Origin of the sequence: Vibrio sp. NFR, from assembly GCF_027587095.1 — a bacterium.
Classification (GTDB): Bacteria; Pseudomonadota; Gammaproteobacteria; order Enterobacterales; family Vibrionaceae; genus Vibrio; species Vibrio harveyi.
In genome coordinates this window covers 1-17287 of record NZ_JAPPTN010000018.1, presented here as the reverse complement: position 1 = coordinate 17287, position 17287 = coordinate 1, and the positions used below count along the sequence as shown (strand labels likewise).

At 45.9% G+C, this 17287-nt stretch carries 5 protein-coding genes; 3 read left to right on the top strand and 2 right to left on the bottom strand.

Translation table 11 applies throughout. From position 1 onward, the window contains the following. Positions 1–69: 69 nt before the first annotated feature. Entirely contained in the window at positions 70–2139 is a 2070-nt protein-coding gene (helD, locus tag OH463_RS23925; protein ID WP_009697256.1) for a DNA helicase IV, read from the bottom strand. 292 nt (positions 2140–2431) lie between these two features. On the opposite strand from helD, the gene yccS reads away from it, so the two are divergent. The 3 genes from yccS to OH463_RS23910 all read left to right on the top strand — a co-directional run bounded on the left by yccS (position 2432) and on the right by OH463_RS23910 (position 5355). Next, entirely contained in the window at positions 2432–4585 is a 2154-nt protein-coding gene (gene yccS, locus OH463_RS23920) for a YccS family putative transporter (protein ID WP_017188884.1), read from the top strand. Positions 4586–4815: 230 nt separating this feature from the next. Continuing rightward, complete coding sequence (locus OH463_RS23915) at positions 4816–4977, top strand: hypothetical protein (protein WP_009697258.1); 162 nt, start codon at positions 4816–4818, stop codon at positions 4975–4977. A gap of 114 nt (positions 4978–5091) precedes the next feature. Continuing rightward, a complete protein-coding gene (locus tag OH463_RS23910) occupies positions 5092–5355 on the top strand; it encodes a hypothetical protein (RefSeq protein WP_005447226.1) in 264 nt (87 codons plus the stop codon). Positions 5356–5482: 127 nt separating this feature from the next. On the opposite strand, the gene OH463_RS23905 is transcribed toward OH463_RS23910, so the two are convergent. Then, positions 5483–17287: T1SS-143 repeat domain-containing protein (locus OH463_RS23905; protein WP_269992886.1), on the bottom strand; the 11805-nt coding region annotated here is incomplete at its 5' end.

The window sequence follows — 17287 nt, the reverse complement described above, 5'->3', positions numbered from 1 at the left end:
AACTCATCACAAGTAAAACAAAGGCGATACTGAGTATCGCCTTTGTTGTAATCAGATAACAGGTATACCTTATCTTGACGTCACGATGGGATAATCACCATTTACCAGCTCTTGAACAAATGAGGACCCTGCTCCCGTGTGCGTGATCCACACTTTTTCCTTCGCACGCGTAATTGCCACATAGAATAAACGACGTTCTTCTGCGTATGGATACTTGTCTTTCGACTCACATAGCGCACCATCAATATGAGCTTGTTTTTTCTTCGCAGGGAATTGCCCTTCGTCCACTGATAGGATAATTACAAAGTCTGCTTCTCTACCCTTACTCGCGTGACAAGTCATAAAGCGAATATCCAAGTTCGGGAATCGCTTCAACCAGTCATCGTATAAGTCTGGTTTGTGGTAATGATTACGTCCTAACAACAACACAGATTTGGTTTTCTTCGCCTGTTGGTTAAGCTGGTCAAGAATCTTCTCAACTTGGTTGCTTGGTGCCGTATGAACGCTTTTCTGCTTACGCTGTTTGTGACTGTTTAGTGTCTTCGGTAATTGCGACGGGTTTTCTTGCACAAAGGTATTTGCTACATCACCAATTTGATTGTTGAAGCGATACGTCGTATCCAAGTGATGCACCGTTGAATGAATGAATCTATCTTGGAATCCTGTCGTCAAATCCACATCTGCGCCCGCAAATTGGTAGATCGCTTGCCAGTCATCACCTACAGCAAACAAGGTTGCACCTGCTTGCTTCTCTGTGGATTCACATAGAGCCTCAATCAACGCCAAGCGATCAGGAGAAATATCTTGGTATTCATCCACCATAATAAAACGCCAAGGTGAACTGAATTTCCCTTTCTTAACGTAATCGGTCGCACGACTGATCATGGTTGGGAAGTCCACTTGATTGGTTTCTTTGAGCATCTTTTGCCACGCACTAAAGCACGGCCAGCAAAGAGCCAACTCACTGTTTAAACGAGTGTAGTCTTGGTGATTAACTAGCTTTTCTTGTACTTGTTTCTTAGTTAAACCAACCGATGCAAGTTGAGACAATTGGTTATCTAACCAAGCAATCAGTTTAGGATTTTCCGAGTGACTGCCGAGCTCATCGTCACCTTTCAAGTACGCAATCGGCCATTTATCTAGATGCTTTTGCCAACGCTTAAAGTTTGTTGGCGTCATCCAATGTTTCTTAAGCCAATCAATACACCAGGCTGAGCGCTGATTATCATCAAGCGCTAATGGGCTGATTTCCACGGGTTGAGTCTCAACTTGATTTAGGATGCGCAAACCAAGTTGATGGAATGTATTAACGCGAACACTTTCTGCCGCCAAGCCAACTTTGTCGACCAATCGCTCTTTCATCTCTTTGGCAGCGTCACGGCCAAAGGCCAGCATCAGCAGCTCTTCTGCCTGTGCTTGATGGCTTTGTAGAAGGTACGCCACACGCGCTGTCAGCACACTAGTTTTACCTGAACCAGCTCCGGCTAGTACCAAGTTATGGTCATCGTTAAGGAGCACCGCATGCTGCTGAGAAAGGTTAAGCGGCGAAGATTCAATTCGGCTAAACAACACTTCCCAGTTTGGGCGTTCGTTCTCTAGCCATTCATGGTTACGCTCACTCAACGTCTGCGAGGTTTGTGCAAGCCATGGTTCAATCTCCGCCATACGTTTAGGCATGCGCATTTTCGCTTCTGCCAAACTGGTTTTGATTTCAATGAGCTCTTCGTTCAGTTGAGTCACCCAAGACTGCACTTTTGAGTGAGGTAAGTAGGCTGGAAGATGTTTGAGTTGATACAGCTCATCTTCCCACTTGGGTAGATATTCCGCGAGTTTACGACATTGGGTGTTATGCCAATCTTGATACTGACGCACGGCTTCGACCGCAAACTTACGACATTGCGGCCAAGGTAAACCTTGCACAAGCCAGCTTTGTTGCTTGCCATCTTGCTCATGAGCAAAAAACTGAAGTGAGCTCCAGAGAAGACCACGTTTCACGCTAACTTTGCCATTCCAAATCGTAAACGGGATGTGTTCTTCACTGCCCACTGAGCTTAATAAAACACTGTTTTCTTTTATTTCGACTTGGTAATACTCATTTTGAATAAAAAACTGTGCTTTATTAGAGGCAGTAAGCTGCATGAAAGGTGCGCCTTTTGATATAGAAGTTCCCGTTTTATATCATTTTAGACCGCTAAATTGTAGCGATGGATGAAGCACAAATCGCCTTCTGTCTGTATTCTTAATTAAAATTCACATTACTGTTGAATTTGTGAACAACGGTATATTCTTTCATCCGTGTAGATTCGTTAAGTCAATGACAAATCTGTTGATTTCCTAAGCAAGTGACGATTTTTATTAAATTAGGTCATAAACGCGCTATAGTGAGTTTGTTAAACTTCTCTCGTTTTCCACCGGCAACGAAAGGCGCATCGTGCAAGCAGCTTTAAAATTCCGCCTCTTTTGGGCAAACAAAACTCTCAACTACAGCATTCTTATTCTGATCACTTTACTAGGCGTCGTGATCCCCGCATGGTACTTCCAGCAAAACACATTAATCACGCCCCTGATTCTAGGTGTCATTGCCGCTGCACTTGCAGAGAGTGATGACAGCTTTACAGGTAGGATAAAAGCCCTCTTTCTCACCTTTATCTGTTTTGCGGTTGCTGCTTTCTCAATAGAGATCTTATTTGATACGCCATGGGCATTTGCGATCGGTCTGTTTATCTCGACGTTCGGCTTCATCATGCTAGGAGCAATCGGACCTAAGTACGCCAGCATTGCATTTGGCTCATTGTTGATCGCCATCTACACCATGCTTGGAGCACATGAGAGTACCAATATTTGGTTCCAACCATTGCTGCTTTTAACGGGTGCTGCGTGGTATTACTTTATGTCGATGATTTGGCAGATGTTTTGGCCAATGCAGCCTGTTCAGCAAAGTCTGGCAACTGTGTTCCTGCAAATCGCCAATTACCTTGATGCGAAAGCCAAGCTGTTTCATCCAGTAACGAACTTAACCCCGCAGCCGATGCGGATTGAAGCAGCAAGATTAAACGCAGCCACCGTAAATGCATTGAATGCTTGTAAAGCAACCCTGCTTAGCCGCTCCAAACGCGGGCATATTGATGGTCCGAGTGACCGCTTCCTCAATATCTACTTTATTGCACAAGACATTCACGAGCGCGTGAGTTCCAGCCATTATCGCTATCAAGATTTGGCGACGGAATTCGAACGCTCTGACGTCTTATTCCGCTTTAAGTATTTGCTTGAGTCTCAAGCCCAAGCTTGCCGCGATATCGCTCATGCGATTCGGTTGGGAAACGAGTACACGCACACTGATCAATCCATATTGGCATTAGCGGAATTACAAAACTCATTGGGTTATTTAGAAGAACAACAGCAAAGTCACTGGAAGCGCTTATTGGCTCAGTTAACGTACCTGTTCAATAACCTTGCGACCGTGGAAAAGCAGCTGAGTAACATCAACAACCCAGATGCTGAACGATTGGAAGAAGACGTACTGGATGACACCAATCCGCACACGCTTAAAGCAATGTGGCAACGCATTTCAGCTAACTTGAACAAGGATTCAATGTTGTTTCGTCATGCCTTACGCATGTCGATTGCGCTTACTGCAGGGTATGGGATCATTCAAGCGTTCGATATTGATCGTGGATACTGGATATTGCTGACCACGTTGTTTGTCTGCCAACCAAACTACAGTGCGACAAGACAGAAGCTTACTGCGCGCGTGATTGGCACGTTAGCGGGCTTGTTGATTGGCGTACCACTGCTCACCTTCTTCCCTTCCCAAGAAAGCCAGTTGGTCTTCATTGTGATATCCGGCGTGATGTTCTTTGCGTTTCGCATCAACAACTATGGTTATGCGACAGGCTTTATCACCTTACTCGTGCTGTTCCTATTTAACCAATTGGGCGAAGGCTACGCTGTGGTGCTCCCTCGCCTTGCAGATACCTTGATTGGCTGTGTGTTAGCGGTTGGTGCTGTTATGGTGATTCTGCCTGATTGGCAATCAAAACGTCTGCATAAAGTCATGTCGGATGCAATCGACGCCAACAAGCAATATCTTGGACAGATCATCGGTCAGTACCGAATTGGTAAGAAAGATAACTTGAGCTATCGAATTGCTCGTCGCCAGGCGCACAATACCGATGCCAACCTCTCTTCAGCCATCAGCACTATGCTGGCGGAACCGGGTAAGTACCGTACAGCCGTAGATGAGAGTTTCCGCTTCCTAACGCTAAACCACGCGATGTTGAGTTACATTTCAGCACTGGGCGCACACCGTACAAGGATTGAGGATGAGTCGATTCACCAACTCGTTCTGGATGCACACCGTTGTATTCACCAGCACCTAGACGTACTGCACCGACAACTGCATCAACACTGTGAAGAATGCGATTTGTCCTCGATCGATGACACGAATTTGGAACAACGATTAAATGAGTGGCGTGATGAAGATGACCATTCTGCACGAATGGTGCTTCAACAGCTTCACCTAATCTATCGCATGTTACCCGAGTTGCATTCACTGGCTTCTAAGTTTGCCGTGCGCGTAAACTGATTAAGAACACTGTTCCAGAGGAGTAGGTTATGATTCTACTCCTTTATGATTAGCAGACTTATTCATAAGAATATTCTTACATGTCATTTGACACCATCTGACATTTCTCGGACAAAAAATCACCACTCAAAATCTAATCTAACCATATTAGAACACTGTTTGATTGTGACCATGAGGGTCGCTGAGGTGGGTTGATGAAGGAGAAACCCAAGAAATGTGGGGAGGTCACGATGACTACTCAAGAATTTTATGAATTAAGAAAGAAGATTAATGAACTGACGGCTTCTCAGTTAAAGTCACTTCAAGGTGAAATTAATCTATCCCTTAATAAAAAAGAGAGTCCGCTTCTTTCTTCGGAAGAGCGTGATATGCTTTCAAAACTGTTTGCGTAATCAAACAGTTCAAATAAAGCACTTGCACGAATTATCAACACTTCCTATGCTAACAAAAGCATAACAAGTGAGAGAGTAACCATGCCAGTATCAGGAATACAGTCCGGATATAATATGATTCAGCTATCGCATAAGATGGCTGAAGGTGCTGCGCATGAAATTCAGCAAGACTTCATAAAAGAAAATGATCTCGCCTTCAATAAAGTCGATTTAGTAAAAGGCAACGAACTTGAGTTCAATAAGGCTTCTGATTTGCCTTCTAACCCAATCGAACCCTTGGTAAATCTCACCCAAGCCTCAACCTACAATCGCATTGGTGCTTCCGTTGTAGATAAAAACAACGAAGTCATCGGCAGCTTACTCGATATCCACGTTTAAGCCACTCCTAACTAATACCTGCGAGCAACGGTAATCTACCAGCAGTCAGCGTTCGAACAGCAACAAACTGAACACAAAAAAAGCGCGATAACTCTATGAGCTATCGCGCTTTTGCTTTTACACTCGTTTAACCATTGGCAAGAACGTTATTATTCAACAATGACTCAACAATTTCATTAGAGGTTAACCCATTGAAATCAATTGAATCACCTAGATGTTCAACCACGATAGTTTGATGAACATTGGCATCGGTCGTGATGTTCAATGACACAGCCTCTGTTGACGCATCGTAGTCTGCAGAGATATGACTCAACAAATCATCCATATCGATCATTGGGCTACTTAGGTCAGAAATTACTTCGCGTAGGTCGATACTGTCTTCGTTAAGGGTGAAGTCCGTAATGGTATCAATCGCCCCCTCATCTACAGAATCGATTGTCCATTTAAAGATATCACTACCATCACCACCAGTGAGGATATCGGAACCCAAACCGCCGATAAGGACGTCATCACCATCACCACCAACGATCAGGTCGTCACCGTCACCACCTGTTAGGCTAATGCCCGTATCGCCACCAGCGAGGTAACTGTCATCCGATGCGCTCGATTGATCAATGTCGTCTCCATCGCTGCTAACATCTAAACTAATTTGAACGGGTGATGATTGCGCTTCATCGCCATTAGATTCGGTTGATACCGCCGTTACGGAGATATCGTAACTACCCACATCGATACCGCTGTTTGTATCCGTTGCGACAATTTGCAGTGTATCAATCTCATCACTTGGAACCGTCCATGTTGTGCCATCAAACGTAATGTTTGAAGGTGCAATACCACTGGTCACGTTCGCACTCGCGGGTACGCCGGTTAATTCAAGAGATAGCACTTCATCAATATCCGTCAGTGCCGCCATGATACCGACAATGGCTAAACCTTGAGCACTCGCCGTTTGGCTCGCCGCAATTTGACGAATGTAGTTAAACTGAGGGTCAATACCTAATGTCGGAGCGTCAGCTACCGGTGTCACGTTGATAGCAAAGTCCTGGTTTGCCTCCAGCGCTGTGCCCGCTGTATTCTCAAAGTAGACGCCATTATCTTCGACTTTGACAGACAACGAGATAGAAGCCGCGTTAACGTCTCCTGCATCCACAAATACACCTTCAGCAGCATCCGTTGCCCCAAGAACGGCATTAATATTGTCAGGCGTCCCCATAAGAATAACTTCACCCGCCATCCCATTTCCAACAGTGACACCACTGCCCGCAGGTGGCTCAACACGAACATCGCCTTCGGTCAAGCTGAGTGTTACTGTCATAATTTCGTTCGCTTGTGCACCTGTAAAATCGATATCACTGACACTGATACCTGTGATTTTCTGCCCATCTGCTTCATTAATGGTATCCGTAACCGATGTTGCCATAATTTGTGGTGCATCATTGATAGCTTCAACATTAATCACTGCTGTGCCAGCAACCGTAATTGGGTCTGGTGAACCATTGGTCGTACCATCGTCGGTGATTTCGTAGGTAAAATTCACATCTCCGAAGAAGTCTGAAGCAGGTTCAAACGTCCATTCCGTTGCGCTCACTTGAGTTAAAACGCCGTCAGTAGGATTAGCGAGAGCAAGGTTACTAATGGTCAGGTTGTCCGATTCAGGATCCGTGGCATTACTTAACAATTCTGTCGCCGTAATTGTCACTGTCCCGCCATCTTCTTCCGCACTGCTCAGCGTCACTTCAGAAGTCACTGGTGCATCATTGACTTCCGTCACCTCAAAGGTTGCTGTTCCTGACGCAGTCTGTGGGTCAGAAGCGCCATTGGTTGTACCATCATCGGTAATGTCGTAAGTCAGATTTACTGTGCCGTTGTAACCTGGCGCTGGTGTAAAAGACCATGTACCCGCAATGCTATCAAAGGTGAGTGAGCCACTACTTGGATCAACCAATTGCACGTTACTTACAGTCAAGGTGTCGTTTTCAATGTCAGATGCGTTAACGAGCAGATCGGCTTGAGTAATTTCGACCGCCGCACTGTCTTCAGCTATGTCAGAGAGCGCAACTTGTGATGTGGTTGGTGCATCATTCACTTCCGTTACATTGAATGAAGCGGTGCCATTTACCGACTTAGGATCCAATGTGCCGTCTGTCGTACCATCATCTGTTATCGTGTAGGTGAGTTCGACTGGACCGTTATAATCCAACGCTGGCGTGAACTCCCACTCTCCCGTCACATTGTTAAAATTCACGCTACCAGCGTTTGGATCCGTCACCTGCACATTACTTACTGTGAGGTTGTCGTTTTCAATATCCGTCGCGTTCGCAATTAGGTCTGCTTCAGAAATAGAGAATACGCCACTGTCTTCTTCGATATCCGGCAAGGTAACTGGTGTTGTCTCTGGTGTATCATTGACCTCAGTCACTTCGATATTAAAGCTAGTGCTGTTGGTATTGAGTGTGTCATCGACGCCACTAATCACTAGACCTTCGTTACCTTGGTCATCGACAGTAACGCCAACGGTAACGTCACCAAAGAAGTTCAAATCAGGGTTGAACTCTATCAAACCATTGGCAATAGCATTGTTGAGATCAGCCACTGTCCCTTTCAATTCAAGAGTATCAGAGCCATCACCTTGCACGGTTAAGTTGTAAGTAGTGACAAGCGCAGGGTCCAGAACCAACGTACCGCTATCGACCGTCACATCCAATACGTACTCAGCACTCGGATCATCCAGAACGGCATCAACATCCGAAACACTAAAGCCATCAAGGAGTAATGGTGTGTCTTCCGGCGTTTCAACATCTACGGTATTAACGAATTCAGGACGGTCGTTAATCGCCTCAACCTCAACATTTACATCAAATTGCTGTGGAGTGCCTAAGCTTTGGCTTCCATCTAGACCGGTATCCACGGCTTGAACTTTAAACTCAAGCGTACCATTCCAAGAGTTATCGTTACGATCACCCGAATTGAAGACCACTTTATCCAAATCTTGTGCATCGATTTCTAGGACGAATACACCACTGCCTTGGTTCACAAACTGAGTACCATCTGCCAGTGCAATGGTTGCGCCATCTGGCACGTTTGAAATTTCTACGCGAAGTGTTTCTGGGTCATTTTCTTGATACGTTGCACCATCACCAATCGACTCTTTATTGTCGACCACTAGAGCATTTATGTTGATATCGATGTCTTCGCCTTCGTTACCTGACACAAGCGTATCTGGGTTAACGTCGACATCATCACCAATTGGGTCAATCACAACTTTGAAATTACCAGTATGTTCAGTAGGAACTTTAAGTAATTCTTCCTGCGTAAAGACTGTAATTCCGATCTCCGCTTCACCACTGAAGTTTTTCGGCGGTTGAATTTGAATAGCGCTGAGATCAACTGACGTTTGCGTCAAGTCTTTCAACTGAATACTCCACTCTCCGCCGCCATTGTTCTTCACGGTGTAATCAGGAGAATTTGAAGTGACGATAAAGTCAGTCGGTAAACCTGTCAGTTTCAGCGATACAAACTGTTCCGAACCATCATTGTCATTCAGGCTCACTGACACACCAGAGCCTGATTGCGCTAAGGAAATCAACGTACCTTCATCGCCCGTTACCACTATAGGCTGAGTAGGGTCGGCACCGCTAATGGTGATGTCATCTACAACAGGAGTGATTTCAAATGACACACTGTCGGTGAAGTTGCGTACGTCCGTATCATCCCCCGGGTTTGCCAATGTAGTCTGGTCAATAACTGCAGTATCGGTGATCTCGCCTTCAATATTGATTTGAACCGTATTTTGACCACCACCAACAGGGTAGTTTTCTTTCGGTTTAAACAACACCTCATCAAGTGCACCTGCCGCAATCTCAGCAGCATTAAACTCAATGCTTGTACCAAGTGGATTGCCATTTGCATCAACAAACTCACCCAGTGTTGTATCGGCAACCGTAAGCTTCACGTTAGTGAGCGTTTCTTGTCCTGCTTGAAGATTGTTACGGTCGTCAGCAAAATCAACGTTCAAATTCAACTGAATCAAGCCATCTTCGTAGCCAACACCATCGTTCGTTGGAACATCGCTATTGAGGTCATTAACCGGTTGTTTGTTAGCATCAAGACCAAGTGTGCCAGTGATGTCGACCGTCACATCCGGAGTGACGTCGCTATCAAGAGGTTGATCAACAGAGGCCCCTGGTACGTCTGCAACGGGTAGGATCTGAACAGGAAGTGACTCAAGCGTTGAGTTTTCGTCACCGGACTGCGTGTCAGTCGTTACAAATAGTACTGGTAAGGTAAAGTCTCCTGCCCAGTCTTCTGCCACACGTAGAGTGAGACCGTCCAAACCAGTGATATTTCCACTTGCATCAACCGTTGCTTGGAACACATATTTGCCATTAACAAAGTCGACATCGGTACCACCAATAACAAGACCTGGCGGTACACTTGGGGATGTTGGGTCTATCACTAACGTCAGCACGTCTTCTACTGTGTCGCCATTTAGGGTGCTGACTTTCGATGCCAACTGAACACCTAAATCAATGACATTGTCTTCGCTCCCATCAATTTGGACCGTGTTATCAAGCTCTATATCAGCCGCAACACTGGTTTGAGGCGTGATATCAGTTGGGAACTCCAGTGTGATATCGGTTTGTCGCGTCACGGTTGCGTCGACTTCTGACGCATCTTCACCTAAATCGTTAACTTGAGCATAGATGGTAAGGCCAATCGAAGAGATACCACCGTTTGCTCCGTCATCCGTGTTGTCGTTTGGCGTCAAATCTAAGCCAGCAGGCGCAATGATTGAGAAGTTCTCTTCATCGGTAATAGTCCAACGACCACCGCCTTCGTTAGAAGCACCAATAATAACTAATTGATTCAAGATCTCTGGAGAAGTATTACTAAACTGCACCACAAGTTGGGTGACCACTTCATCTGAAGAGTTATCGAACTCCTGATACTTGATAATGTTCGCATCAGCAGAACCACCGGTCGCAGTATTAATAGTGAAATCAATTCGTCCCTGAGTATCGGACTGTACCGTGTCAGTAACACCGCCTGTACCTTCAACAAGAAGACGTGTTTGACCTGAAACTGGACCGGTTAAATCTTCTGGCTCAACCACTGGGTTAACTTGAACATTGACCGTACCATTAATGACCGTTGATGCTATGCCCTCGCCCGGATTACCTGAATCTACGTACTCAGCATCAATTTCCTTCACCGTCACTTGCGTGCTCAAATCAAAGTCTAGACTAGAGTCTTGCTCCAATTGCACCTGAATGTATCCGTCTTGGGTTATTCGCGCCGAGAAATCTTGCTCTGACTCATTGGTTCCCGGCGTCAACGTGATGCTGCCACCCGTTACCGTTTGAGCAACACCACCAACATATACGGTGCTGCCATTCGGGAAGCCACTGATGGTTAGTTCGGCAAAGAATTCGTCCGTATCCGGACTTTGTGTTGCAGTTGGCTCCCAATCGATATTGATGCGAGTATCTTCATTACCTTCAGAGCTCACCACATAGTTGTCTTGAGCATCAATAACTGGTGCCACTTTAACGCGGATCTCACCCGCCACAGAGCGAGTATGACCATCGTTTTCTGTCACTATAGTGGTCGCCGTGATCGTGATATTTTCCGTAGATGAGGTTTCAGGTCGAATCACAATACCTGAATTCACATTTGCGTCCGTAATGTTCGCTTCGTAAATCGGTTCACCAGCACCGTCGTATCCAACAAACGTCAAATCGATGGATGAGCCATCACTATCAAACAGTTCAACACCGTCAGGAATGTTCGACAGAAGAACCGTAATGGTTTCTGAGCTGTCTGCAGGGTTATCCTTCAGTTCTCCGGAAACCACGCTAAATGCAAGATCGACTTGACCATTTTCGTCAATGTTAGCTTCGATACCACGAACGTTACCATCATCAAAAACATTCCAAACCCCAGTTTTATCGTTCAGCTCAATGTCCGGGATATCGGCAACACCTTTGACTGAAACGATCACTGACTGGGTACCTAATGAGCGGATGTCCTGCGCGGCGCCAGAAGAAAGTGATGCGTTGTCTTTCACAATGCCTTCGACATCGAAAGTGAAGTCTTCATTGCTGTGAATTGGAGGAAGCACCTCAACATCCGCTAGATTCGCTTCTGGAATTTCGTAATACAGAACATTGCCGCCAGAGTCAGTAACAACGTTGATTTGGCTTGGGTTACCGCTATCAAGCCACACTAAGGTGACACCATCAATTGAGAAGTTATCGATGCGCACAAACAGCTCTTCCGAGCCATCTATATCTGCAGAAGGCGTCATCTTAATCACTTCACTGAGTTGAAGTGGATCATGATCTGTCACTGGGTCTACGGTGTCTTGCGTTCTCGCATTGTCCTCAAAAATATTAATGCGGTTAACAGTAAAACTACCGGCATCAGCAACCGGATTGACGTCAATCACAATTTCTTCTGTCACAGAGCGAGCGGTATCTTTACCAGCAAGCGGGTTATTCCCTTCCGTCGTAATCGCTGTCACATCGATTTTAATCTGACCGGAGAAGTTATCTGCAGGATCAACCTGGACTTCACCAATTCGGTTTGCGTCAACAAGATATTTACCACCCACTTCTGGGATAGCGGAGCCATCTGAGTACACAAGTGTTGCGCTCGCACCACCTTCAGTAAATACAAGCTCATAGGCTATTGCTTCTGGATTACTGTTATCTTGCGTTTCAGCTTCAATGTTTAATGAGACGTTGTTAGCATCCTCATCAACCGTATACGCAAAGTCACTGGTCCCTTTCCACGTAGCAATATCCGCAACAGCATCCACCTCAATATCTAAACGACCATCAACAAAGTGATCTCTTACGCCGTTGTTGAGGATTTCAATACGAATACGAGGGTCAACACCTGCTGCATCTGTTGAAGCATGGCGGTCAGGAACGAAATATAGATTATCGAGTGACACAAGTTCGCCGTTGAACGACTGCTCAACATTCGCACCATCCAAAATAACATTGTTACCGCTAGTCGTTAGCGCCACATAGGTACCAGTAGCACTATCTAGGTAGAAGAAAGTACCTTCGTAACTGTTCGCGTCACGAATAATGATATCGCCTAAACTCTCATTACGATCGATATCATGCAGATCAATAACGAGGTCCACTTTTGCAGGAGTGATATCTAACGTTGACAGGTTGTCTTGTGTATTCGCTGAATCAACACCAGCGACAACACCACCGCGCCCTTGGTCCTCAAACGCGGTTACTGTCGACGTTTTAATTTCAGCATTTCTATCTCTTACCGAAATATCTACATCTGCATCACTTGTATCACCATCACCATCGGTAGCAACAACGTTGACAGTGAAATCAATAGAATCTGTTTCGGTATGATCTAAGTCGTCGTTAGGGCGGAATGTCACACGACCATTAGTGCGAACAATCAAAACACCGATTTCGGCATCGACACCATCTAATACTTTATGGACTGAGACGGTTTGATTACTACCATTGAGGTCAACTGAGCTGGAGTCAACACCATTCTGCTTGAAGTAAATTCCGGAATTGTCCGCTGAGAAAGAGGTAATTTGCGCACCATCGGCGCCAAGATCATCGTCGCCTTCTACTGGGTCTCTAAACAAGCGAACCGTGCGTCCACTTTGACCTTCAACACGTGAAATCGATGCGTCATATAACGTTGGGACGTCATCGGTTATGGTTACAGGTAAATTAATGCCCGCAGTATCTCCATCCACGTCTGTAGCAAAGACAGGCAGGTCGAGGATTAAAGTGTCTTCACCCTGCACAGAATGGTCAAGGACACCTTCAAGCGTAAACTTGTAAGAGCCGTCTGCATTGAGTACCAAGGTGAACACGGAGCTGCCATTTGGCGTTTGTCCTTGATAGGTGTAGTTATTATTGCTTACCCCAGTTTGTACCAGAGTCACCGCTAACCCACCCGAAGTGACACCAGGAATAGGATTCGAAGTCAGATCAAGCTGATAAGAAACAACCGTATCTGCCCCCTCAACCGTATCAAAATTGCCAGTTGCTTCTAAGCTATCTTTACCCGTTGCTTGAGAGCCATTGGCTAAGTCGTCTTCATCCACGGCAAGCGCATCCGCCGATTTAATTTCTGGAATATCATCCACTATGGTGATCGGTAGATTAAGTGAAGCAGACGTATCACCGTCATAATCGGTGACCGTGATTGGAATATCGATCGTTAGCGTGTTCTCACCTTGAACCACCGCATGATCGAGCGGACCCAATAACTCAAATTGATAACTGTCGTTATTCGCATCGAGTGTCAGCGCGAAGATTTGCGTTGAAGTTCCCGCAATGACGGCTTCATAACCTGTCACACCACCGGCAGAAGGCAATGGCTTCAACTCAAGATCTAAACCGTTCGAAGTTAGTCCAGATACCACCGCATCTAGATCTGAGATTTGATAACTAACAATCTCATCCGCACCGTCGACAACGTCAAAACCACCATTAAGTACGCGAGAATCACCACTAGTGGTATCCGAGCCTCCTGGCAAGTCATCTTCATCCACTGTTTGTTCGCTTGTGTCCGCGACTTTGATAATCGCCGGGACATCATCCACAACGGTGATCGGTAAGGTAATGTTGTTTGAGACATCACCATCAAAATCGGTCGCATTGACAGGGAAGTTAATCACTAGCGAGTTTTGGTCGCTGCCTGATGGATGGTCCAAAGCCCCCAATAACTCGAATTCATAACTGTCTGCAGAGCCATTAAGCGTCAGTTTAAATACTGTGTCGGTTGTCCCTTGGACGTAAGCACGATACTCAACGACACCGTTAGCGTTAGAGAATTCAACCAACTCAAGGGATTGACCTCCTGATTTTAGTTCTGAAACAGGCGATGTTAAGCTATCTAATTGGAAACTCACGATAGAGTCAGCGCCGTCAGTAACATCGAAGTTACCGCCAATAACATTGGATTCAGGCGTGGTATCTGAGCCTTCACTTGGGATGTCATCTTCATCCACTGACAAGATGCTACCAGGACGAATGGCATCAATCGTTGGCTTATCATCCACAATGGTAACAGGCAACGTTGCTGTAATTGTATCGTTATCGCCATCTGTAATTTGAACAGGAAGATTCAATAGTATTTGGTCTGAGTTAACCGCATGATCAAGTTGACCAGACAGTTCGAAGTCGTATTTACCATCTTGGTGGAGTGTTAAGGTAAAGACCGTTGCTCCACTCGCTGTTTGACCAATGTAGACAAGTGCATCTGCCGTTGACGCGCTTGCATCCGGTGAAATGGTGACATCCTCCCCACCCGATTTCAGGTTTGGAACTGGATTCGTGCTCAGATCCAAAACAAACGAATCAATACCATCGGCACTGGTTACTTCAAACTCACCGGATACGGTCAGAGGCTCTTTCGACGAATCTGAACCCAAAGGAAGGTCATCTTCGTCAACTTGCAAGCTATCAATTTGCGTAACGACTGGAACATCATCCACTACCGTAATCGGCAACGTAAACACTGGTGACGTATCGCCATCGTTGTCTGTCGCTGTAACAGGAAGGTCAATAACAATGGTGTTTTGCTGATTACCATCTGGATGATCAAGTGGTTTTTGTAGGTCAAACTCATAAGAGTTATCTGTCGCATCTAACGTCAGCTCAAATACCACCTCTGCTGGGTTACCAGCAATGCCTTGGTAAACATTGACCCCATTGAGACTTGAACTCAACACAAGAGAGATAGGCTGACCATCAGACATTAATGACGCAACCGGCGTGGTCAAATCGCTAAGCTGGATAGAGGCGACTTGGTCTGCGCCTTCATTGATATCCAGCGTGCCTGTGATGACAGTATCTTCGGCACTTGCCGCGTCAGTGCCTGCCGGCAAGTCATCTTCATCCACAATCTGCTCGCTGCCAGCCACTACGCCATCAATGATTGGAACATCATCGACAACCGTAATCGGTAGCAATTGCGTATTAGAAACATCACCATCAAAGTCGGTCGCTTGGATAGGTAAATTGATGACGAGCTGGTTTTCTCCGTCCGCATCAGGATGGTCTAGCGCACCAAGCAAATCAAACTGATAGCTGTCATCCGATGCATCAAGCGTAACGCGGAAAATTGGTGTCGTGGTCCCATCAATACGCGCTTCATAAACAGAAACACCGCCTGAATTAGAGACTTCAACCATCACTAGGTCTTGCCCTCCAGACTGCAAACCTTGAACTGGAGAATTTAGATCGGACACCTCATACTCAACGATACTGTCAGAACCATCATTCGCGATAAAGTTACCCGTAATGCTATTCGATTGAGCACCATCAGATCCTATCGTTGGAATGTCATCTTCATCCACTGTTTGCGTGCTGGTATCAATAATACCGCCAAGTGTCGGTTTATCGTCCACAATCGTGACAGGAAGCGTTTCAGATGATGTATCACCATCAAAGTCGGTCGCAATGATCGGGAAGTCAATCTGCAAACTATCACTGTTGGTCGCATGGTCAAGTGGACCTTGCAAGGTGAACGTATAGCTACCGTCAGGCTTAACAACTAATTCAAATACAGCACTACCATTAGCCGTGGCTGTGTAGGTATAACTGCCATCAAGATTAGCGGTCTCAGCAAGTGTTACGTCATTACCTTGAGATTTCAGCCCTGCAACCGGATCTGCCGTCGTATCTAATTGATACTTCACTACGCCGTCAGAACCTTCTGTGATCGTGAACATGCCTGACATAAAGGCGTCGTCGTTTTGGTCAGAACCAATGGTTGTGATGTCATCTTCATCGACAGTAAGTGCATCAGCATCAGTAACGGTTGGCTTGTCGTCCACAATCGTAACAGGAATGGTTGCCGTTGAAGTATCGCCGTCAAAATCCGTAGCGACGATTGGGAAATTGAGGATCAATTCATCACTATTCGGTGCATGGTCAATCGGACCTTGCAACGTGAAGTTATAGCTGCCATCAGTATTAACCGTTAGCGTAAATACTGCATTCACCCCAGCTGTCGCCACATAAGTGAAGCTGCCATCAGGGTTAGCGGTTTCATTGAGAGTAACGTCAACACCTTGCGATTTCAGTCCAGCGACAGGGGTTGCAGAACCATCTAATTGATAGCTCACCACACCATCTGAGCCTTGAGTCGTCGTAAAGTTGCCATCAATGGAAACCGGATTACTTTGGTCGGAACCGATACTCGCTAGGTCATCTTCGTCCACACTGATTGCATCTACATCAGTAATGTTGGGTTTGTCGTCCACAATCGTAACAGGGATCGTTGCTGTCGAAGTATCGCCATCAAAATCTGTCGCAATGATTGGGAAATTGAGGATCAACTCATCACTGTTTGGCGCATGGTCAATCGGTCCCTGCAACGTAAAGTTATAGCTGCCGTCAGCATTAACGGTAAGCGTAAATACCGCGTTAGCGCCTGCTGTCGCTTCATACGTAAAGCTACCATCTGGGTTTGCAGTTTCCGCTAGTATCACGTCGACACCTTGCGATTTCAGTCCAGCGACAGGGTTTGCAGAACCATCTAATTGATAGCTCACCACACCATCTGAGCCTTGCGTCGTCGTAAAGTTACCATTGATTGAAATTGGGTCTGAACCATCCGAACCAACACTCGCCAAATCGTCTTCATCGACAGAAATCGCATCTACGTCAGTGATGGTTGGCTTATCATCGACGATGGTGACTGGGATACTTACCGTTGACGTATCACCATCAAAATCGGTCGCAATGATTGGGAAATTGAGGAGCAACTCATCACTGTTTGGCGCATGGTCGATTGGACCTTGCAGCGTAAAGTTATAGCTGCCGTCGGTATTAACGGTAAGCGTGAATACCGCGTTAGCACCAGCTGTCGCTTCATAGGTAAAGCTACCGTCTGGATTAGCCGTTTCGTTTAGACTGACGTCGAG